This is a genomic window from Pseudarthrobacter sp. NamE2, assembly GCF_005796205.1.
In the GTDB taxonomy this organism is placed as follows: domain Bacteria; phylum Actinomycetota; class Actinomycetes; order Actinomycetales; family Micrococcaceae; genus Arthrobacter.
Genome location: NZ_VAHN01000001.1, coordinates 525,659 through 543,413 on the forward strand (window position 1 = coordinate 525,659; position 17,755 = coordinate 543,413).

General features: G+C 66.7%; 20 protein-coding genes, 6 tRNA genes and 1 riboswitch. Of the genes, 11 read left to right on the top strand and 15 right to left on the bottom strand.

Going from position 1 to position 17,755, the window contains the following annotated elements:
• The first annotated feature begins 105 nt into the window (after nt 1–105).
• Entirely contained in the window at nt 106–750 is a 645-nt protein-coding gene (locus tag FDW83_RS02470; protein WP_138136001.1) for a TIGR03085 family metal-binding protein, read from the top strand.
• A 29-nt stretch (nt 751–779) separates the two neighbouring features.
• Here FDW83_RS02470 and hisF read toward each other — a convergent pair whose 3' ends face one another.
• The 14 genes from hisF to FDW83_RS02540 form a co-directional block, all read right to left on the bottom strand.
• Nucleotides 780–1,556 carry an imidazole glycerol phosphate synthase subunit HisF gene (hisF, locus tag FDW83_RS02475; RefSeq protein WP_138136002.1) on the bottom strand — a complete coding sequence of 259 codons (777 nt, stop codon included), beginning with the start codon at nt 1,554–1,556 and terminating at the stop codon, nt 780–782.
• A gap of 56 nt (nt 1,557–1,612) precedes the next feature.
• Nucleotides 1,613–2,473 carry an ATP phosphoribosyltransferase gene (gene hisG / locus FDW83_RS02480; protein WP_138136003.1) on the bottom strand — a complete coding sequence of 287 codons (861 nt, stop codon included), beginning with the start codon at nt 2,471–2,473 and terminating at the stop codon, nt 1,613–1,615.
• Nucleotides 2,474–2,563: 90 nt separating this feature from the next.
• Nucleotides 2,564–2,827, bottom strand: a complete 264-nt coding sequence (locus tag FDW83_RS02485) for a phosphoribosyl-ATP diphosphatase (RefSeq protein ID WP_009358176.1) — start codon at nt 2,825–2,827, stop codon at nt 2,564–2,566.
• A gap of 98 nt (nt 2,828–2,925) precedes the next feature.
• Nucleotides 2,926–3,414, bottom strand: a complete 489-nt coding sequence (gene ribH / locus FDW83_RS02490) for a 6,7-dimethyl-8-ribityllumazine synthase (protein ID WP_138136004.1) — start codon at nt 3,412–3,414, stop codon at nt 2,926–2,928.
• A gap of 17 nt (nt 3,415–3,431) precedes the next feature.
• The gene (gene ribA, locus FDW83_RS02495; protein WP_138136005.1) at nt 3,432–4,163 is read right to left on the bottom strand and encodes a GTP cyclohydrolase II; all 732 of its coding nucleotides are present in this window, start codon (nt 4,161–4,163) and stop codon (nt 3,432–3,434) included.
• Entirely contained in the window at nt 4,160–4,849 is a 690-nt protein-coding gene (gene ribB / locus FDW83_RS02500; RefSeq protein ID WP_138136006.1) for a 3,4-dihydroxy-2-butanone-4-phosphate synthase, read from the bottom strand. Before ribB ends, ribA begins: the two co-directional genes overlap by 4 nt.
• A complete protein-coding gene (locus FDW83_RS02505) occupies nt 4,846–5,484 on the bottom strand; it encodes a riboflavin synthase (RefSeq protein WP_138136007.1) in 639 nt (212 codons plus the stop codon). Before FDW83_RS02505 ends, ribB begins: the two co-directional genes overlap by 4 nt.
• Nucleotides 5,484–6,665, bottom strand: coding sequence for a bifunctional diaminohydroxyphosphoribosylaminopyrimidine deaminase/5-amino-6-(5-phosphoribosylamino)uracil reductase RibD (ribD, locus tag FDW83_RS02510; RefSeq protein WP_138136008.1), 1,182 nt, complete (start codon nt 6,663–6,665; stop codon nt 5,484–5,486). The genes FDW83_RS02505 and ribD overlap by 1 nt, the downstream gene beginning before the upstream one ends.
• A gap of 176 nt (nt 6,666–6,841) precedes the next feature.
• Nucleotides 6,842–6,989, bottom strand: a riboswitch (FMN riboswitch).
• Between the two features lie 39 nt (nt 6,990–7,028).
• Complete coding sequence (rpe, locus tag FDW83_RS02515; protein WP_138136009.1) at nt 7,029–7,706, bottom strand: ribulose-phosphate 3-epimerase; 678 nt, start codon at nt 7,704–7,706, stop codon at nt 7,029–7,031.
• Between the two features lie 54 nt (nt 7,707–7,760).
• Nucleotides 7,761–9,311, bottom strand: coding sequence for an RsmB/NOP family class I SAM-dependent RNA methyltransferase (locus FDW83_RS02520; RefSeq protein WP_138136010.1), 1,551 nt, complete (start codon nt 9,309–9,311; stop codon nt 7,761–7,763).
• Complete coding sequence (gene fmt, locus FDW83_RS02525; protein ID WP_138136011.1) at nt 9,308–10,228, bottom strand: methionyl-tRNA formyltransferase; 921 nt, start codon at nt 10,226–10,228, stop codon at nt 9,308–9,310. Before fmt ends, FDW83_RS02520 begins: the two co-directional genes overlap by 4 nt.
• On the bottom strand, nt 10,225–10,812 hold the full coding sequence (def, locus tag FDW83_RS02530; RefSeq protein ID WP_138136012.1) for a peptide deformylase: 588 nt from the start codon (nt 10,810–10,812) through the stop codon (nt 10,225–10,227). Before def ends, fmt begins: the two co-directional genes overlap by 4 nt.
• A gap of 61 nt (nt 10,813–10,873) precedes the next feature.
• Nucleotides 10,874–11,734, bottom strand: a complete 861-nt coding sequence (locus FDW83_RS02535) for a cytochrome (protein ID WP_138136013.1) — start codon at nt 11,732–11,734, stop codon at nt 10,874–10,876.
• A gap of 103 nt (nt 11,735–11,837) precedes the next feature.
• Nucleotides 11,838–11,912, bottom strand: a tRNA-Val gene (locus FDW83_RS02540).
• 304 nt (nt 11,913–12,216) lie between these two features.
• On the opposite strand from FDW83_RS02540, the gene FDW83_RS02545 reads away from it, so the two are divergent.
• From FDW83_RS02545 to FDW83_RS02575, 7 genes are all read left to right on the top strand, one after another.
• Nucleotides 12,217–12,289, top strand: a tRNA-Gly gene (locus FDW83_RS02545).
• A gap of 47 nt (nt 12,290–12,336) precedes the next feature.
• A tRNA-Cys gene (locus FDW83_RS02550) sits at nt 12,337–12,407 on the top strand.
• A 39-nt stretch (nt 12,408–12,446) separates the two neighbouring features.
• Nucleotides 12,447–12,518, top strand: a tRNA-Val gene (locus tag FDW83_RS02555).
• Between the two features lie 52 nt (nt 12,519–12,570).
• Nucleotides 12,571–12,643 (top strand) — tRNA-Gly (locus FDW83_RS02560).
• A gap of 37 nt (nt 12,644–12,680) precedes the next feature.
• A tRNA-Val gene (locus FDW83_RS02565) sits at nt 12,681–12,752 on the top strand.
• Between the two features lie 183 nt (nt 12,753–12,935).
• Nucleotides 12,936–13,199, top strand: coding sequence for an antitoxin (locus FDW83_RS02570; protein ID WP_138136014.1), 264 nt, complete (start codon nt 12,936–12,938; stop codon nt 13,197–13,199).
• A 131-nt stretch (nt 13,200–13,330) separates the two neighbouring features.
• Nucleotides 13,331–14,557, top strand: coding sequence for a benzoate/H(+) symporter BenE family transporter (locus tag FDW83_RS02575; RefSeq protein ID WP_138136015.1), 1,227 nt, complete (start codon nt 13,331–13,333; stop codon nt 14,555–14,557).
• A gap of 14 nt (nt 14,558–14,571) precedes the next feature.
• Here FDW83_RS02575 and zapE read toward each other — a convergent pair whose 3' ends face one another.
• On the bottom strand, nt 14,572–15,609 hold the full coding sequence (zapE, locus tag FDW83_RS02580) for a cell division protein ZapE (RefSeq protein WP_138136016.1): 1,038 nt from the start codon (nt 15,607–15,609) through the stop codon (nt 14,572–14,574).
• Nucleotides 15,610–15,830: 221 nt separating this feature from the next.
• Here zapE and FDW83_RS02585 point away from each other — a divergent pair, with 221 nt between their 5' ends.
• The 3 genes from FDW83_RS02585 to ybaK are packed head-to-tail and all read left to right on the top strand — an operon-like array spanning nt 15,831 to nt 17,755.
• A complete protein-coding gene (locus FDW83_RS02585; RefSeq protein WP_138136017.1) occupies nt 15,831–16,757 on the top strand; it encodes a sulfurtransferase in 927 nt (308 codons plus the stop codon).
• 31 nt (nt 16,758–16,788) lie between these two features.
• On the top strand, nt 16,789–17,250 hold the full coding sequence (locus FDW83_RS02590) for a SufE family protein (RefSeq protein ID WP_138136018.1): 462 nt from the start codon (nt 16,789–16,791) through the stop codon (nt 17,248–17,250).
• 10 nt (nt 17,251–17,260) lie between these two features.
• Complete coding sequence (gene ybaK, locus FDW83_RS02595) at nt 17,261–17,755, top strand: Cys-tRNA(Pro) deacylase (protein WP_138136019.1); 495 nt, start codon at nt 17,261–17,263, stop codon at nt 17,753–17,755.

Genomic DNA, 17,755 nt, shown 5'->3' on the forward strand with positions numbered 1-17,755 from the left:
AAGTCTAGTGCCTCCTGCCGGGCCCAACCTGAAGTGAACAGCGGCGCGCCAGCGGCAGCAGGGGCGCTGCCCAAGTCTGTGCCGGTCGTGCTACTTTTCCAAGTGATGCATTTCGTCGAACCGTCCCGTGAAGTCCTGGCCGAGACCCTGCTTGCGGCCGGTCCTGACGCGCCCACGCTGTGCAGGGGCTGGCGTACCAGGGACCTCGCAGCGCACCTTTACCTGCGCGAGCGGAAGGTGTCCGTGGGGCTGGGCCTGATCATCAAGCGGCTGGCCAAGGCCTCGGACCAGGCGACGGCCAAGCTGGCCGCAAAGCTCGCCACGGCCGAGGACTACGCCGGCCTGGTAAACACCTTCCGCGCCGGACCGCCGGCGCTCTCGCCGATGAACATCAAGGCGCTCGACGAAAGCTCCAACCTCATCGAGTACTTCGTGCATACGGAGGACGTCCGCCGCGCCGTTGACCGTTGGGCTCCCCGCGCACTTGACGAGGCCTACTCCGAAGCCCTCTGGGACGAACTGGTCAAGCGGGCCGCCATCCTCTACCGCGGCGTTGACCTGGGCATCGTGCTGGTCCGCCCCTCCGGCCCGCGGCACGTCGCCAAGCGCGCGTCCGTCTCCGTGGCCATCGTCGGCGAGCCGGGCGAACTGCTGATGCACGCCCACGGCCGCACCCGCCACGCCCTGGTCACGTTTGAAGGCCAGCCGGACGCCGTCGCGCTCCTGCAATCGGCCGAAGTGGGGATTTAGTCCCCACCCGCGGACTCGCGCCCCTCGGACTACCTGACCTCGAAGCCCGCGGCCCGGATTGCGTCCTTGACCTGGTGCATCATGTCGTTGGGGCCCCAGTGGAAGATCGAGGCTGCAAGGACAGCGTCAGCCCCTGCGGCAATCGCCGGTGGGAAGTGGGCCGGTTCGCCGGCTCCGCCGGAGGCGATCAGCGGGACTTTCACGGCGGCACGGACGGCCTTGATCATGTCAAGGTCGAAGCCGTCCTTGGTGCCGTCGGCGTCGATGGAGTTCAGCAGGATCTCCCCCACACCGCGGTCGGCGGCTTCCCTGGCCCACTCGATCGCGTCGATTCCGGTGCCGGTACGCCCGCCATGGGTGGTCACTTCAAAGCCCGACGGCGTGGGCTGGGATCCGGGGCGGGTGCGGCGGGCATCGACGGACAGGACGAGCACCTGCGAGCCGAAGTGCCGCGTGATTTCGTCGATCACGTCGGGGCGTGCGACGGCGGCGGTGTTGATGGCAGCCTTGTCGGCGCCGAAGCGGAGGAGCTTATCCACTTCGGCCACGCCGCGGACGCCGCCGCCGACGCACAGCGGGATGAAGACTTCCTCCGCCGTACGGCGGACCACGTCGAAGGTGGTCTCGCGGTTTCCGGAAGATGCGGTGACATCAAGGAACGTCAGTTCGTCCGCGCCGGCGTTGTCGTAGCGGTGGGCCAGTTCCACCGGGTCGCCGGCGTCGCGGAGGCCTTCGAAGTTGACGCCCTTGACGACGCGCCCGGCGTCGACATCAAGGCAGGGAATGACACGTACTGCTACTGCCATGGGTACTCCTGGAATCTTTTTTGTTGGTCCTGCTGCGCGGCGTCGGGTCAGCCCGTTCAGATGCGGCAGGCGTGGATGCTGCTGACCAGGATGGCGCGGGCGCCAAGGTCGTACAGCTCGTCCATGATCCGGTTGGTTTCCTTCTTGGGCACCATGGACCGGACGGCGACCCAGTCGGAGTCCTGCAGCGGGGACACGGTGGGCGATTCCAGGCCTGGAGTCAGTGCGGCGGCCTTTTCCACGAGTTCCTTGCGGATGTCGTAGTCCATCAGGACGTACTGGCGCGCCACCAGGACGCCCTGCAGGCGCCGGATGAGGACGTCGATCTCACGCGCGGTACCGTTGGCGGCTCCGCCCTCTCCGGTGCGGCGGATCATGACGGCCTCGGACTTGAGGATGGGTTCGCCGAAGATTTCCATGCCGGCGGCCTTCAGGGTGTTGCCGGTTTCCACCACGTCGGCGATGGCGTCTGCCACGCCAAGCCGCACGGAGGACTCCACGGCGCCGTCGAGCCTGACCACCTTGGCATTGATGCCGCGCTCGGCAAGGTAGCCGCGCAGAAGCCCGTCGTAGCTGGTTGCCAGGCGCTTGCCTTCAAGCTCCTCCACGGCGGAGAAATCGCCCACGGGGCCGGCGAAGCGGAACGTGGAGGCCGCGAAGCCCAAGGGAAGCAGTTCTTCGGCTTCCACCTCGGCGTCCAGCAGCAGGTCCCGGCCGGTGATGCCGACGTCGAGCGTTCCCTGGCCCACGTACACCGCGATGTCACGGGGGCGCAGGAAGAAGAACTCGATGTCGTTGTCCGGGTCCACCATGACCAGCTCACGGGTATCGCGGCGCTGGCGGTATCCGGCTTCGGACAGCATGGCAGACGCGGCTTCGGACAGGGATCCCTTGTTGGGGACGGCTACTCGCAGCATGGGAAATCTTTCTAAATCTTGGAAGGTCTGTGTGTTCAGGCAGTGCAGGCCACGGCGGTTCCGGCGGCAGGAGGCGGGCCGGACCGGTGGCTACAGATGCTTGTAGACGTCTTCCAGGGTCAGGCCTTTGGCGAGCATCAGGACCTGCAGGTGGTAGAGCAGCTGGGAGATTTCCTCGGCCGCGGCTTCATCGGATTCATATTCGGCAGCCATCCAGACTTCGGCTGCTTCCTCGACGACTTTCTTGCCGATGCCATGGACACCGGACTCCAATTCAGCGACGGTGCGGGAGCCTTCCGGACGGGTGGCTGCCTTCTCGCTGAGCTCAGCGAACAGCGTCTCGAAATTCTTCACGCCCTCCAGCCTACTTGCTGCGGCCGGAAGGGCGCTTCCCGGGGCGTTGGATGACGGGCGCGATGTGAGCGAACACACAGGCGCCCGTCCCCAGCCGGCTAGCTCCGGAACTGCTTGAGGACGACGGCGGTGGCCAGCGCCGCGGTGACCGCCTCGTGGCCCTTGTCTTCCTTGGAGTCCGGCAGGCCCGCGCGGTCGAGACCCTGCTGTTCGGTGTCGCAGGTGAGGACGCCGAAGCCCACCGGAACACCGGTGCGCACGCTGACGTCGGTAAGTCCCGACGTCGCGGCCTGGCAGACGTAGTCGAAGTGCGGCGTGCCGCCGCGGATCACGACGCCGAGGGCAACGACGGCGTCAAAGTGCGGCGCCAGCCGGGCGGCAGCCACCGGGAGCTCGAAGCTGCCGGGAACGCGCAGGACGGTGGGCTCACTGATGCCTGCTTCCTTGGCGGCGCGCAGGGCGCCGTCGAGGAGCCCGTCCATGATCTGCGTGTGCCAGCTGGCCGCCACGATCGCCAGCCGCAGCTGCGAGGTTTCGGCGGGGTTGAGGGTGGTGAGGTCGATGCTGGGGGCGCCGTGTCCGCTCATGATTCTGTTGGTTCCGTTCAGTCTTGTTCGTGGATCAGGGTGTTGGGCATGGTGACGGGCACGGGGTCCACGTGGGTGTCCAGGAGCAGGCGGTGCTCCATCCGGTCCTTTTTGGTCTGGAGGTAGCGGATGTTCTGGTCGCGGGAGGGAACCTCGGTGGGAACCATCTCCACTACCTTCACACCTGCCCTGGCCAGCCTGTTCTGCTTGTCAGGGTTGTTGCTCAGCAGGCGGACCTCGTGCAGGCCCATCTCTGCAAGCACCTGGGCTGCGGCATTGTAGGAACGGGCGTCCACGGGCAGTCCCAGTTGCTCGTTGGCCTCGACGGTGTCAAAGCCCGCTTCCTGCAGGGCATAGGCCTTGATCTTGTTTCCCAGGCCGATACCGCGGCCCTCCTGTCCCCGCAGGTAAAGCAGGGTTCCGCCTTCTGCATGGATCAGTTCCAAGGCATAGGCAAGCTGCTCGCCGCAGTCGCAGCGGTAGGAACCGAACACATCTCCGGTGAGGCATTCGGAGTGCAGTCGGACCAGGGGCGCTTTGCCGTCCCGGGGCGGATTGGGGGAACTGACGGCAAGGTGCTCCACGCCGGTGACCAGATCGGTCCAGGCCTGCGCAACAAATTCGCCAAAGGCTGTGGGCAGCTGCACGATGGGTCCGCCGCTGACTGGATGGGGAACCACGCCGCTGCCGGTGCGTTCCGCCCGGTGCCCGTCCCGGAGGTTGCCGTTGCCTGCTGCGGATGCCGTCATCGTTTCTCCTTCTCCCCAAGGTAGGCCACCAGATCTTCGATGGAGATCAGGGGGCAGCCGTGCTCCGCCGCGAACGAGCGGAGCCCGTCCAGGCGCATCATTTCGCCGTCGTCGTACACCACTTCCGCGATGACGCCCACGGGCTCGAGGCCCGCAAGGCGGCACAGGTCAACCGCGGCCTCCGTGTGGCCCGGGCGCTCCCGCACACCTCCGTCAACTGCGCGCAGCGGAAATATATGCCCGGGCCGGGTGACGGCGGCCGGGGCGGCTGACGGGTCGGCCAGCACCCTGGCCGTGAGGGCGCGGTCAGTGGCGGAAATGCCGGTGCTGACCCCGACGGCGGCATCGCAGGACACGGTGTAGGCAGTGCCCTTGGAGTCCTCGTTCACCGCAACCATGGGCGGCAGTGCCAGGGCATCGGCACGCTCACCGGACAGCGGGACACAGATGACTCCCGAGCTGTACCTGATGGTCCAGCCCATCAGGGCCGGTGTGGCGTGCTGGGCGGCGAAAATGATGTCGCCTTCGTTTTCGCGGTCCTCATTGTCGACCACCAGGACCGGTTTGCCGGCGGCCATGGCCCGGACGGCGTCCTCGATGGGGTCCAGCATCTGCTCCTGCGCCCGGTCCGGGCCCTGCACGCCGATGTTGACAGTTTCCGGCTCGAACCGGACGGCGGCGTTCATCGGGCATCTCCTGCCACTGCGGAGGCATCGCGGAAGGCCAGCAGCCGCTCGGTGTACTTGGCGAGGACGTCCACCTCCAGGTTCACCCGGCTTCCGGTTTCCTTGGCACCCAGCCCGGTCTCGGCAAGGGTGGTGGGAATCAGCCCCACTTCGAACCATGGCTCCGGTTCCGCAGCGTCACTGACCGCCGTCACGGTGAGGGACACGCCGTCGATGGCAATGGAGCCCTTTTCCGCGATGTAGCGGGCCAGGTTGCCCGGAACGCCGAAGCGCAGCCGTTCCCAGTTGCCCAGCGGTTCGCGCTCCAGCAGCACACCCACGCCGTCCACGTGGCCCTGCACCACGTGGCCGTCCAGCCGTCCCCCGGCGGGAACGCAGCGTTCCAGGTTGACGGAATCGCCGGGCGCCAGCTCGCCGATGGTGCTGCGGACCAAGGTCTCGCCCATCACGTCCACACTGAATTCCTTGCTGTCGATCTCAGTGGCGGTGAGGCAGACTCCGTTGACTGCGATCGAACCGCCCAGGGCCAGGCCCTCAGTGGTGCCCGGCGCGTAAAGCCGGACGGTGGCGCTGGTGTCGCCGTCCCTTTCCACGGAGAGGACATGCCCCTGCTCGGCGATAATTCCGGTAAACATCAGTAGCCTCCCTGGGCTTGCTCCGCGCTCTGGCGGGACGGGTGGGGGTCAAGGGCAACGGTGCGTTGCGGTCGCAAGTGAAGTCGAAGGTCCCGGCCAAGCGTGCGGACTGCGCCGCCGTCGGACGGGTCCCATTCCCACTGCTGGGCATCCGGCAGGCTGGTGATTCCCAGTCCGTTCAGCGACGGGGTTCCGGAACCCAACAGGGTGGGCGCCAGGTACACGATGAGTTCATCGACCAGTCCGGCGGTGAGGAACGCGCTGAGGATCCGCGATCCTCCTTCGACCATGACGTGCCGGGCACCTGAGGCGTACAGCAGGGACAGGGCATCGGCAGGCTCCCGGGTGGGAAGGTGCACGGAGAGCCCGTCTTCCCCGCGGATGGCAGCGTCGGCAGGAATGTCCCGCAAACCCATGACGGCGCGCACCGGCTGCTGCGCGGCAGGAGCACCCTGCCCGTCCCGCGCCGTCAGCCGCGGGTTGTCCACCAGCACGGTCTGGGTTCCCACCAGGATGGCGTCGATCCGGCTGCGGATCGAGTGGTTGTCCGCCAGGGATTCGGGGCAGGAAATCCATTGGCTGGTGCCGTCCTCGGCAGCAATCCTGCCGTCCAGCGTCTGGGCAATGTGCAGCGTAACGAACGGGCGACTGGCGGCCACTGCCTCGAACCACTGCCTGTTCAGCTCCAGCGCCCCGGCCGCACCCAATCCGCTGCGTACGCGGACCCCGGCGCTCCGCAGCGTGGCTGCACCGCCCGCTGCGGGATCATGGGGATCGTCCACGGCGTAGACCACGTCGGTGATTCCGGCGCCGATGATCGCCTCCGTGCAGGGCCCCGTGCGGCCAATGTGGTCGCACGGCTCCAGCGTGACCACCATGGTGGAGCCGGCCAGGTCCAGCCCGGCGGCCCTGGCCTGGGCGATTGCGTCGGCCTCGGCGTGGGCGGTGCCGGCACCGCGGTGGAAGCCGGTGACAACGTGGCGGCCGTCGGGACTGACGACGACGGCGCCCACCAGCGGGTTGGCCCCGCGGGGTCCCTGCAGGGCCGCCTGGAGGGCAACTTCCATGGCACTGGTTTCAGCGGCACTGAAGGCGGTGACAACTCCCCTGGCAGGGACCAGGCCGGTCTTTTCCGGGATGTTTGGCGGGGCAGCCGCGGCTGGCGGGTTGCTGACCGTCATGCGGCTGCCGCTGCGGGGTTGGTGGTGGCCGCTGCGGAAGCAGCAGCAGTTGAGGCGCTAAAGAGCCATCGCTTGGGGTTCATTCCTGCGTCGTTCCTTCCCTTTCGAACCGCGATGGCTCCGGGGGTATACGACAGCAGAAGGCTGCGGGGCCGAATGGCCCTGCAGGTACAGCTGTACGTGCTTCTCTCATCCAGACTTTAACTGTCGGTACCGGAATTCCACCGGTTCAACCGTCCACCGGAGATCCTTGAAGGACCGCCGGCTCGCGGGTCGCGGACTGTCACCGCCGGTTCGGACTTACACCGACCCCGGAGCACGTATGTGTGTTGTTATTGTGCCACAACCGGCAGGGGTCCCCGGTTATTCCGTCGCTGCGCGTAATGTCCGGGCAGCTTCCTTCCGCAAGCGGTCGATGGCGGCGGCAGGATCGTCGTCCCCGTAAACGGCCGAACCGGCGACAAATACGTTCGCCCCAGCTTCCGCCGCCCGCGTGATGGTTTCCTCGGTGATGCCGCCGTCCACCTGGATGGCCACGTCGATTCCGGATCCCTCGATCGCTGCCCTGGCGCGGCGGATCTTGGGCAGGGTCACGTCAAGGAACGCCTGGCCGCCGAAGCCGGGCTCCACGGTCATGATGAGCAGCATGTCCAGTTCGGACAGCATGTCCAGGTAGGGTTCGACGGCGGTTGCCGGCCGCAGTGCCATTCCCGCCTTGGCGCCCCGGCTCCGGAGTTCCCGGGCGAGCTTGACGGGGGCGATGGACGCTTCGGCGTGGAAGGTGACCGAGGCCAGCCCGGCGTCCGCGAATCCTGGCGCCCAGCGGTCGGCGTCGGCGATCATGAGGTGGGCGTCCAGGGGAACCGGGCTGACTGCCTGGATGCGCTGCACCACCGGCAGGCCGATGGTCAGGTTGGGCACGAAGTGGTTGTCCATCACGTCCACGTGCACGGCGTCGGCGTTGCCGATGCGCTGCAGTTCAGCCTCCAGGTTGACGAAGTCGGCGGAGAGGATGCTCGGGTTGATGCAGCATTGCGTCACGTGTAAATGCCTTTCACTGGTTTTGCTGGACGTTCGATGGGAAGGGCCGGGGGATCAGCCCTTTTTCCTGATGAGCGCCAGGAACATGGCGTCAGTGCCGTGGATGTGGGGCCAGAGCTGGGCGGTGGACTCATGTCCGGCGCCCAGGTTTCCCGTCAGGCTCACGGCGTCCAGGGCGTTTCCGGCATCGAGGAGTTCAAGGTCGTCGCGCTTGCGGAGCGCGTCGGCCACCACCGCCTTGGTTTCGGCGGGATGCGGCGAACAGGTCACGTAGGCCACCACTCCCCCGGGCCGGACGGCTGCCAGTGCAGAAGCAAGGAGTTCGCGCTGCAGCGGGGCCAGGTCGGTCAGGTCCTTGGGTGAGCGGCGCCACCGGGACTCCGGCCGCCGCCGGAGGGCACCCAGGCCGCTGCACGGAACGTCCACCAGGACGCGGTGGTAGGTTTCCGGCTGCTCCGCGCCGACCTCCCGGCCGTCTCCGGTGCGGACTTTCCAGGTGTCCTGGGGAACCGGGGAGAGCGCCTGGGTGACAAGCCTGGCACGGTGCGGTGCGGGTTCGTTGGCCAGCAGCGTTGCCCCCCTCTCCCGGGCGAGGGCGCCCAGCAGGGCGGCCTTGCCGCCCGGTCCCGCGCAGAGGTCCAGCCAGGCTTCGCCGTTTTCGCTTCCCGGCACCGCGGCGAGGTCCACCCCCGCCAGGGCCCGGGCCACGAGCTGAGACCCAACATCCTGGACCCGGGTTGTGCCGCTGCGGACCGAGGAAAGCCGGCCCAGGTCACCGCCGCTTGAGAGGGCAGACCCTTCCACCAGTTCACCGGGAGCGGCGCCGTTCTCCAAGGCCTCATCGAGGCTTCCCAGGCCAGGGAGGGCAACGAGGTTCACCACCGGGGCGGCATTGTCCGCTTCCAGCAGTTCAGTAATCTCGGCGGCCTGCCGGCCATGGGCCACCAGGGCCTGGCGCATCGCGCGGACAATCCACTCGGGGTGGGCGTGCTTGAGGGAGGCGATCCTGGTTTCGTCGGTCTCGCCGTCCACCAGGAGCTCCAGCCACTCCTCCAACGGGCGGGCGCTCACCTTGCGGAGCACGGCATTGATCAGCGACGACGGCCCCGCGCCGATCACGGCGCGCGCCAGGCCCACCGTTTGGTCCAGCGCGGCATGGGCCGGTACCCGCATGGCCAGCAGCTGGTGCGCTCCGATCCGGAGGGCATCAAGGACGGCAGGGTCCAGCTGGTCCAGTGGCCGGTCCACGCAGCGGGCAAGGATGGCGTCGTAGGTTCCCTGGCCGCGCAGCGCACCGTAGGTCAGTTCGGTGGCAAAGCCGGAGTCCCGCTTGTCGAGGCGGTGGTGCCGGATCCGGGACGGCAGGACCAGGTTTGCATAAGCGTCCTCGGACGCGACGGCGCGCAGCACCTCGAACGCGACGAGCCGGGCCGGATCCGCCCGGCGTGTGCGCTGGGACGGGGCGCTTTGGGTGAAATTGCGCTGCGGTCCGCGGTTCCGCTCGCGGCCCTGCGCGTTGCGGCGGCTGGTATCGCGTGCCCCGCCCTTGCCGCCCCGGCCCCGTCCGTTGTTTCCGGGCGTTCCCGTGCCGCCGGATCCGCTCATTCGAACACCACACTTTCCGGTGAAGCCAAGCCGCGTGCCCAATCGGCAGCGGACATCATCTTTTTCCCGGCGGGCTGGATGCGGGTAAGTTCCACAGCATGGGATCCCGTGCCGACCAACACGCTCTTTCCCTGCACGGACAGAGCCCCCGGCCTGAGGCCTTCCACGTCGGGACGGAGCCGGACCGGCTCGAGCTTCACGCGCTGCCCGTCCAGGAGCGTCCACGCACCCGGTTCGGGAGTCACGCCGCGGGCCTGCCGCCCGATGGCGAGTGCGGGGTGGCCCCAGGTGATTTTGCCGTCATCGAGGGTCAGCTTCGGCGCCAGGGAGACCTCACCGGCCTGCGGCACGGGCGCGGCCTTTCCGGCTTCGATGGCGGACAGGGTCTGGGCCAGGAGGACAGACCCGCTGTGCGACAGTCTTTCCAGGAGCTTCCCGGCGGTATCGTGCGGCCCCACCGTTTCGGTGAGGGTGCCATATATCGGGCCGGTGTCCAGGCCTTCTTCCAGCTGGAACGTAACAGCGCCGGTGACGTCGTCACCGGCCATCACCGAACGCTGCACGGGTGCCGCACCGCGCCAGGCCGGCAGCAGGGAGAAGTGCAGGTTGACCCAGCCGTGCCGCGGTATGTCCAGCGCTGCCGGGGGTACCAGGCCGCCGTAGGCAACAATGGCTGCGACGTCGGGATTGACGGCCAATATCCTGGCGGTGGTTTCGGCATCAACCCGGGCAGCGCGGATCACGTCGATACCCAGCTCCGCTGCCCGGGCGGCGACGGGCGACGGCGTGAGCACTCGCTTGCGGCCGAGCGGGGCATCCGGGCGGGTCAGGACGGCGACAACGTCGAAGCCGGCCTCAACCAGCGCATCCAGGGACGGGACTGCGACGGCGGGGGTTCCCGCGAAGAGGACCCTCACCCGGCAGTACCAGCCGCACCGGCACCAAAGCTTGACCCGCCAAAACTGGAACCGACGGTCCTGGCCCGCTTGGTGGTGGTCTGCTCCGTGATGGAATCGTAGTTGGCGTTCCGGATGGAACGGAGGGCGGCCTTCCGGTCTTCGCCTTCCAGCCGATCCGTGTAAAGGATCCCGTCAAGGTGGTCGTTTTCGTGCTGGAAGCAGCGTGCCAGCAGGCCCTCGGCCTCGACGGAGACCGGGTTGCCGTTGACGTCGAAGCCGGTGACCCGGGTGGCGCGGAAACGCCGCACGGGAAAGCCCAGGCCGGGAATGGACAGGCAGCCCTCCACCTGGTCCGACTGGAAGTCATCGCTGTTTTCCAGCACCGGATTGATGATGTGCCCTTCCACGCCGTCAATGCGGTAGGTGAAGACGCGCTTGCTGACCCCGATCTGCGGGGCCGCGAGCCCGGCGCCGTCCACGTCCTCCATAGTCTCGGTCATGTCCGCCACCAGCTTGGCAAGCTCGGGTCCGAAATCCGTCACGGGATCGGCGACTGTGCGCAGCACAGGATCACCAATAATGCGGATATTCAGAATAGCCATGCGCTGTTTTTCCTTACGGTTTGCTGCAAAGGGAACCAATCCAGTCTAGGTGCAGCTGTTCCTACGCGGAGCGCACCTGCGCCATGGGAGGCGGGGCAATGGGAAGCAGGGCCGTTCCGGCGCTGATGGTGTCCGCGGACAGCTCCCACACGCGTCGCAGTGCACAGAATTTCCACCAGTGGTGCTTGAGGACCTCAGGGTTCGCGCGCACCGGACGCACTTCGGTTTCACCGATGGCCACCGCCAGCAGGACCGGGTTCTCGCCATACTTCCAGGGCTCCCAGGTGCCAGCCACGGGATCTACCAGGCTTTCCTCCGCCTTCATCCCGGCCACGAGCTGCATGACCACCTTGTCATCCAGGGGCTTTACGGTACCTTCCCGGGTGGTGCCCTTGGTCTTATAGTCGATCAGGCAGATCCTGCCGTTGATGCGGGCCACCAGGTCCAGGGTTCCGGCATAGCCAACGGAGGTGTTCCAGACGGTGATTTCCGGGGCGATGGGTTCCACGCGGAAGAGCTCCCACCATTCGTCGAAGCGGACGGCGAAAGCCTCCTCGCCGTTGGCCGCCAGCGCGTCCCGGGCTTCCTTCATGGCGTGTGGGCGTCCCAGTGCCCGGAGCGCCACCTGCTCACAGTAATAGTGAACGCGGTCGCCGCGCCGGGCGGCCTCGTCGCGGTAGGTCTCGGCGGCCTTCGCGGCCCGGTTGATGGCCTGCTTGATCTTCGCCGGGCTCCCAAGGCAATCCGAGAGCAGTGGATCGTTGGCCAGGCTGCTCGCTCCCATGTAACCGAACCACCCGTCCATGCCATGCGGCTGCTGGCCGATGACGGTGGTGATGGACGGTACGGAAAACTGCTCGGACGTGGACCTGGCGTACATCCGGCCGTATTCAGTGGCGTGGGCGAGAAGCGGATCGGTCATAAAAAGACTCTTTCACAGGGGGCCGACAAAGTCTCCGGCTGCGGGTCCGGGCACAAAAAAGGTCCGTTTCCACTGCTCGAAAGAGCGGAAACGGACCAATCTTTGGTGGGCGATACTGGGTTCGAACCAGTGACCTCTTCGGTGTGAACGAAGCGCGCTACCACTGCGCCAATCGCCCCGGTGCATTTGAATGCTAGCCCACCAGGGCGCCAATTCAAAAATTGCCGATTTCCAGGGTTTCAGCGGACGCAACCGGTGCAGCACTGACCGGGTTGAAAGGGCACGCCGCGGTGGAAGCCCGCCCTGACGGGGTAACGAATTACAGGGGTGTAACTCGCCAAGTTCCGCGCCAGCACAGGGAAGCAGGCACCTCGGCACCCCAGGCGGCGACGCCGATTTGGAGTTTCACCGAACCTCCTATAATGTTTTTACTCGTTGGAAGCGAGGAAATGCCAAAATGGCAGGGAAATCACCTCCACAATGCGGACGTAGCTCAGCTGGTAGAGCACCACCTTGCCAAGGTGGATGTCGCGAGTTCGAATCTCGTCGTCCGCTCGCAGGACACTGTCGCAGCAAAGGTTCCACAGAACCAACGCTTACACGGTGGGTTGGCCGAGAGGCGAGGCAGCGGCCTGCAAAGCCGTATACACGGGTTCGAATCCCGTACCCACCTCGGTGAAAACCATGGTTTCCGGAGCGATCCGGGTTCAATGGGCGATTGGCGCAGCGGTAGCGCGCTTCCCTGACACGGAAGAGGTCACTGGTTCGATCCCAGTATCGCCCACTTGGCAAGGCAACTTGCCACAACGCAGTCCGGTCCCGGCCGGAATGCACATGCGGACGTAGCTCAGCTGGTAGAGCACCACCTTGCCAAGGTGGATGTCGCGAGTTCGAATCTCGTCGTCCGCTCTCAATCTCTTTACCCTTAGGCCGGACTTCCGGATCCGGGCGATTGGCGCAGCGGTAGCGCGCTTCCCTGACACGGAAGAGGTCACTGGTTCGATCCCAGTATCGCCCACTTATAAAGCAGCTCTTCGGGGCTGCTTTTTTGTTGCCCCCGAATCCGGCCGCGTATGGTGCCGCGCCGCATCCGCTCCGGGCGAACGCAGAAAACTCCTGATTTCCTTGGCAGGCCATTCGGCGCAGGTTTAACATCGTATGCGGAGGAGCGACCTGGCTCCGCGATTGAAGGGAGGTGCTCGTGGGACTATTTGACGACTTAAAGGGCAAGGCTCAGGGTCTCATCCGTGGCAACGAGCGGGCCATCAAGAACGGCATCAGCAAGGCCGGTGATCTCGTTGATACCAAGACCGGACGCAAGTACTCCGGCCATATCGACAAGATCCAGAATGGCGCTTCCAAGCTCATTGACAAGAACGGAACTCCGGGCCAGGCACCTGCCGCCGGGCAGGTTCCGCCGGTCCCTCCCGTCAACCCGGTTCCGCCGGCTGACAGGACTCCGTAAAGGATTAGGCCTGGGTTTTGCCCCAGCGCGTCAACGGGGCGCGGGTCCCGCCGGGAGGCGGCGCCCGCGCCTTTGGCGTTTAAGGGCACCCCGATTCCTTCCCGGGAATACGGCGCCAGTAACCTGCGGATATGGCGAAATCCCCCGCACCCCTCAGACCGCACCCGGCCGGTCTGCCGTCGAAGTTCGATTCCCGGCCCGTTGTTGCGGGCATCGTCACAGCGCTGGTTGGCTTTACGTCGTCCTTCGCCGTCGTGCTCGCCGGGCTGAAGGCGGTAGGCGCCAATACAGCCCAGGCCGCCTCTGGACTGCTGGCGCTGACGCTGGCTGTCGGCGTCGGCGTCCTGCTGCTGGCGTGGCGTTCGAAGGTGCCGGTCACGCTCGCGTGGTCCACCCCGGGCGCGGCGCTGCTCGCCGCCTCTGGAGCGGCCGACGGCGGGTGGCCGGCTGCCGTGGGCGCCTTCATCGCCGCCGGGGTGCTGATCGCGCTGACGGGTTTGGTCCCCGCGCTGGGCCGGCTGATGGCACGGATTCCCGCATCGCTGGCGCAGGCGATGCTGGCCGGAGTGCTCCTGCAGCTCTGCCTTGCCCCGTTCAAGGCCCTGGGCAGCGTTCCCCTGTTCGTCGGGCCCGTTATTGTCTGCTGGCTGGTGCTGATGAAGTTCGCGCCGCGCTGGGCGGTGCCCGGCGCCTTGCTGGTGGCGCTCGGTGTTATCGGCATCTCTCTGGCGGCCAGCGGGACTCAAGTGGGGGCGGGAAGAGTACTGCCCGCGCTGATGTGGACCACGCCGTCATTCACCCCGCAGGCCCTGGCGGGCATCGCTCTGCCCCTGTTCGTGGTGACGATGGCTTCGCAGAATGTCCCCGGGGTGGCGGTGCTCCGGTCCTTTGGCTACGAAACGCCGTGGCGGCCCGCCATGCTGGTGACGGGCGCCGGCACGGCCCTTGGAGCAGGGTTTGGCGGGCATGCGATCAACCTTGGCGCGCTCAGTGCCGCGCTCGCCGCGGGCGAGGAGGCCGGCGGGGACCGGAGCAGGCGGTGGGTGGCCGGTTTCACCTCCGGCCTGGCCTACCTGGTGCTGGCCGCGTTCTCGGCAGCGCTCGTGACCCTGGTCAACGCGGCACCGGCGGGGATGCTGGAAGCAGTGGCCGGCCTGGCGCTGCTGGGCACCCTGGCCGCGGCCGTCTCCGCATCGCTGGCCGACTCTGAAGACCGCATCGCCCCGTCCGTCACGTTCCTCATGGCAGCCTCGGGACTGGCGTTTGCCGGAGTCGGCTCAGCCTTTTGGGCCCTGCTGGCAGGGCTCGTTGTGCGTTGGCTGCTCTTGCCGGTGCCGGGGCGGGGCATTGAGGAATAAAGAGGGAAAGAAACCTAGGACGGCTCGTGGTTCTGGCCCTCACGTGCCAGGGCCGTCAGCCGGGAGACGGCCCGGAAGTACTTCTTCATGTACCCGCCCGTCATCATCTCTTCGGTGAAAAGCTTGTCGAACGGAACACCGCTGGCGAGGATGGGGACGTCCTTGTCGTACAGCCGGTCCGCCAGGACAACAAACCGGAGTGCCACAGCCTGCTCCGTAATGGTTTCGACGTTGCGCCACACCACGCCGTCGATTCCGTCGATCAGCTGGCGGTAGCGGCTGGGGTGCACACCGGCCAGGTGGTGGATGAGGGAGGAGAACTCGTCCTGGGCCACGGTCTTGCCATCGAACTCAGCTTTCATGTGCGCCGTCAGTTCGCTGTTCTTGAGCGGCGCCGGCGGGGTCGGCAGCCCGCGGTGCCGGTAGTCCTCGCCGTCGATCCGGATTACGTCGAACTGGTCCGCCAGCACCTGGATTTCGCGCTGGAAGTCGACGGCGGCAAAGCGCCCCTCACCGAGCGAACCCGGCAGTGTGTTGGACGTGGCGGCAAGCTTCACGCCGGCGTCGGACAACTCCCGCATCAGCCTGGACATCAGAACCGTGTCGCCCGGGTCGTCCAGTTCGAACTCGTCGATGCACACGAGCTTATAGGTGCTCAGGGCGTCCACGGTCTTGCGGAACGACAGGGCACCGACCAGGTTCGTGTACTCGACGAACGTGCCGAACGCCTTGGCCCCGGGGGACGCATGCCACAACGACGCGAGCAGGTGGGTCTTGCCCACGCCGAACCCGCCGTCGAGGTAGATCCCTGCCCGGGTTTCGTCCTTCTTGCCGAAGAGCTTTTTGAACAGGCCGCCCCCGTTACCCGAATCCACGCCTGCCGCGAAGTTCTGGAGGGCGCGCACCGCCGCGGCCTGGCTGGGCTGCCGCGGGTCCGGACGGTAACTGGCGAAGGAGACCTCGCCAAACCTCGGCGACGGATAGAAGCCCTTGAGGAGTTCATCCACCGAAACTGCCGGGGTGCGGGCGGCAAGCTGTTCGATCTGTACCAAGGTGGTCCGTTCTGCTGCTGGTAGGAGGTCCCCAGAAAGGATACCGGCAAGAAGGTTGGGTCCCTCCGCTCCCCCGGCCCTTGCCCGGCCGGGCGTGAGGAAGGCAACATTTCGTCCTGTTAACGGAATACGGACAACATCCCGGCCGCTGGCTAGTGTGGGAGCAGGTCCCAACGCCGGTCCCGCGGGTCTCCCGTGTTCTCAATGAAAGGCCAATTCTGATGCCCTATCCCGTTGAACAAAACGAGAAATTCGCCGCCTACGCGCACTCGGAGCGGCTTGTTTCCACCGAATGGCTGGCTGCAGCGATCGAAAGCGGCGCGGTTGCCAACGGCGACCTCGTAGTGGTCGAGTCCGATGAGGACGTCCTGCTCTACGAAACCGGCCACATCCCCGGTGCCGTGAAGATCGACTGGCACACGGACCTGAATGACGAGGTGACCCGCGACTATGTGGACGGTGCGGCGTTCGCGGAGCTCGCGGCGTCGAAGGGCATCTCCCGGGACAGCACCGTGGTGATCTATGGTGACAAGTCCAACTGGTGGGCCGCCTACGCCCTGTGGGTCTTCACGCTGTTCGGCCACCAGGACGTGCGGCTGCTCGACGGCGGCCGCGACAAGTGGATTGCCGAGGGCCGGGAACTCACCAAGGACCGGCCGGCGCCGGCACCGGGCAACTACCCTGTGGTGGAGCGGGACGACACCCCCATCCGCGCTTTCAAGGAGGACGTCCTGGCGCACCTGGGCAGCGGGCCGCTCATCGACGTCCGCTCCCCCGAGGAGTACAGCGGCCAGCGCACCCACATGCCGGCCTACCCCGAAGAAGGCGCGCTGCGCGGCGGCCACATCCCCACTGCCGCATCCGTGCCGTGGGCACGCGCAGCCAACTCTGACGGAACGTACAAGAGCCGTGAGGAACTCGAATCCATCTACCTGGGCGAGGCGGGCCTGACCGAAGGTGATGATGTGGTGGCCTACTGCCGGATCGGCGAGCGTTCCAGCCACACCTGGTTCGCACTGAAGTACCTGCTGGGCTTCGAATCCGTACGCAACTACGACGGTTCCTGGACCGAGTGGGGCAATGCCGTGCGCGTTCCCATCGTGAAGGGCGCCGACCGCGGTTCCTTTCCCGTTGCGGTAGGAGTCTGAAGCGGACTGCGTCCCGCGTAAACTTGTACCGATGACTACTCAAGCCTTGCCTTCCGCCCTGGCGGAGATCGTGGACGACTTCCTGGCCCTCAGCGAGCCCGAACGGCTGCAGCTGCTGCTGGAATTCTCTGAGGGACTGCCGGAGCTGCCGGAACGGCTGACCAACCACCCCGAGCTGCTCGAGCAGGTGGTGGAGTGCCAGTCACCGTTGTTCCTTACTATCGAAACGGAGAAGGACGACGCCGGCCGGCCGGCTGCGGTGCGCCTCTTCTTCAAGGCCCCGGCGGAGGCACCGACCACCCGTGGTTTCGCCGGCGTGCTGCATGAGGGGCTCGACGGTCTCCCGCCCGAGGAGATCCTGTCCGTCCCGGATGACATGCCTGAGCTGCTGGGCCTCACCAGGGCGATCACGCCGCTGCGCATGCGGGGCATGACCGCGATGCTGGGGCGGATCAAGCGCAAGGTGGCTGCGGCTTCCGGCGTTCGCGCCTGATTGGCACCACATGGCACGCAAAAGCGGTGCACAGGGAACCCCGGCCACAGCGGCACTTGCCGCGGCCGGGGTTCCCTTTGTGCTGCATCCCTATGCCCACGATCCTGCCGCGGCCAGCTATGGCACTGAGGCGGCCGAGGTCCTCGGCATCAACCCGTCGCGGGTCTTCAAGACGCTGATGGTGGAGGTCGAAGGCAGGCTGGCAGTGGGCATTGTGCCGGTAAGCGGCAGCCTGGACCTGAAGGCATTCGCAGCAGCGATGGGCGCGAAAAAGGCCGCCATGGCTGATCCTGCTGCCGCCCAGCGGCGCACCGGGTACGTCCTGGGCGGTATCTCGCCGCTCGGCCAGCGGCTCCCCTCCCCCACAGTGCTGGATTCCACTGCCACCGCCCTGGGGACCCTGCTTGTCTCCGGCGGCAGGCGGGGGCTGGACATCGAACTCGCTCCGGCGGACCTGGTCCGCCTCACCAGCGCCATGGTGGCGCCGATCGCCTCCCGGGGTTAA

What these genes read in the sequence shown, in the direction of transcription:
- FDW83_RS02470 (WP_138136001.1), top strand. Translation starts at nt 106, where the DNA reads ATGCATTTCGTCGAACCGTCCCGTGAAGTCCTGGCCGAGACCCTGCTT.
- hisF (WP_138136002.1), bottom strand. Translation starts at nt 1,556, where the DNA reads ATGGCAGTAGCAGTACGTGTCATTCCCTGCCTTGATGTCGACGCCGGG.
- hisG (WP_138136003.1), bottom strand. Translation starts at nt 2,473, where the DNA reads ATGCTGCGAGTAGCCGTCCCCAACAAGGGATCCCTGTCCGAAGCCGCG.
- ribH (WP_138136004.1), bottom strand. Translation starts at nt 3,414, where the DNA reads ATGAGCGGACACGGCGCCCCCAGCATCGACCTCACCACCCTCAACCCC.
- ribA (WP_138136005.1), bottom strand. Translation starts at nt 4,163, where the DNA reads ATGACGGCATCCGCAGCAGGCAACGGCAACCTCCGGGACGGGCACCGG.
- ribB (WP_138136006.1), bottom strand. Translation starts at nt 4,849, where the DNA reads ATGAACGCCGCCGTCCGGTTCGAGCCGGAAACTGTCAACATCGGCGTG.
- FDW83_RS02505 (WP_138136007.1), bottom strand. Translation starts at nt 5,484, where the DNA reads ATGTTTACCGGAATTATCGCCGAGCAGGGGCATGTCCTCTCCGTGGAA.
- ribD (WP_138136008.1), bottom strand. Translation starts at nt 6,665, where the DNA reads ATGACGGTCAGCAACCCGCCAGCCGCGGCTGCCCCGCCAAACATCCCG.
- FDW83_RS02520 (WP_138136010.1), bottom strand. Translation starts at nt 9,311, where the DNA reads ATGAGCGGATCCGGCGGCACGGGAACGCCCGGAAACAACGGACGGGGC.
- def (WP_138136012.1), bottom strand. Translation starts at nt 10,812, where the DNA reads ATGGCTATTCTGAATATCCGCATTATTGGTGATCCTGTGCTGCGCACA.
- FDW83_RS02535 (WP_138136013.1), bottom strand. Translation starts at nt 11,734, where the DNA reads ATGACCGATCCGCTTCTCGCCCACGCCACTGAATACGGCCGGATGTAC.
- FDW83_RS02575 (WP_138136015.1), top strand. Translation starts at nt 13,331, where the DNA reads ATGGCGAAATCCCCCGCACCCCTCAGACCGCACCCGGCCGGTCTGCCG.
- FDW83_RS02585 (WP_138136017.1), top strand. Translation starts at nt 15,831, where the DNA reads ATGCCCTATCCCGTTGAACAAAACGAGAAATTCGCCGCCTACGCGCAC.
- FDW83_RS02590 (WP_138136018.1), top strand. Translation starts at nt 16,789, where the DNA reads ATGACTACTCAAGCCTTGCCTTCCGCCCTGGCGGAGATCGTGGACGAC.
- ybaK (WP_138136019.1), top strand. Translation starts at nt 17,261, where the DNA reads ATGGCACGCAAAAGCGGTGCACAGGGAACCCCGGCCACAGCGGCACTT.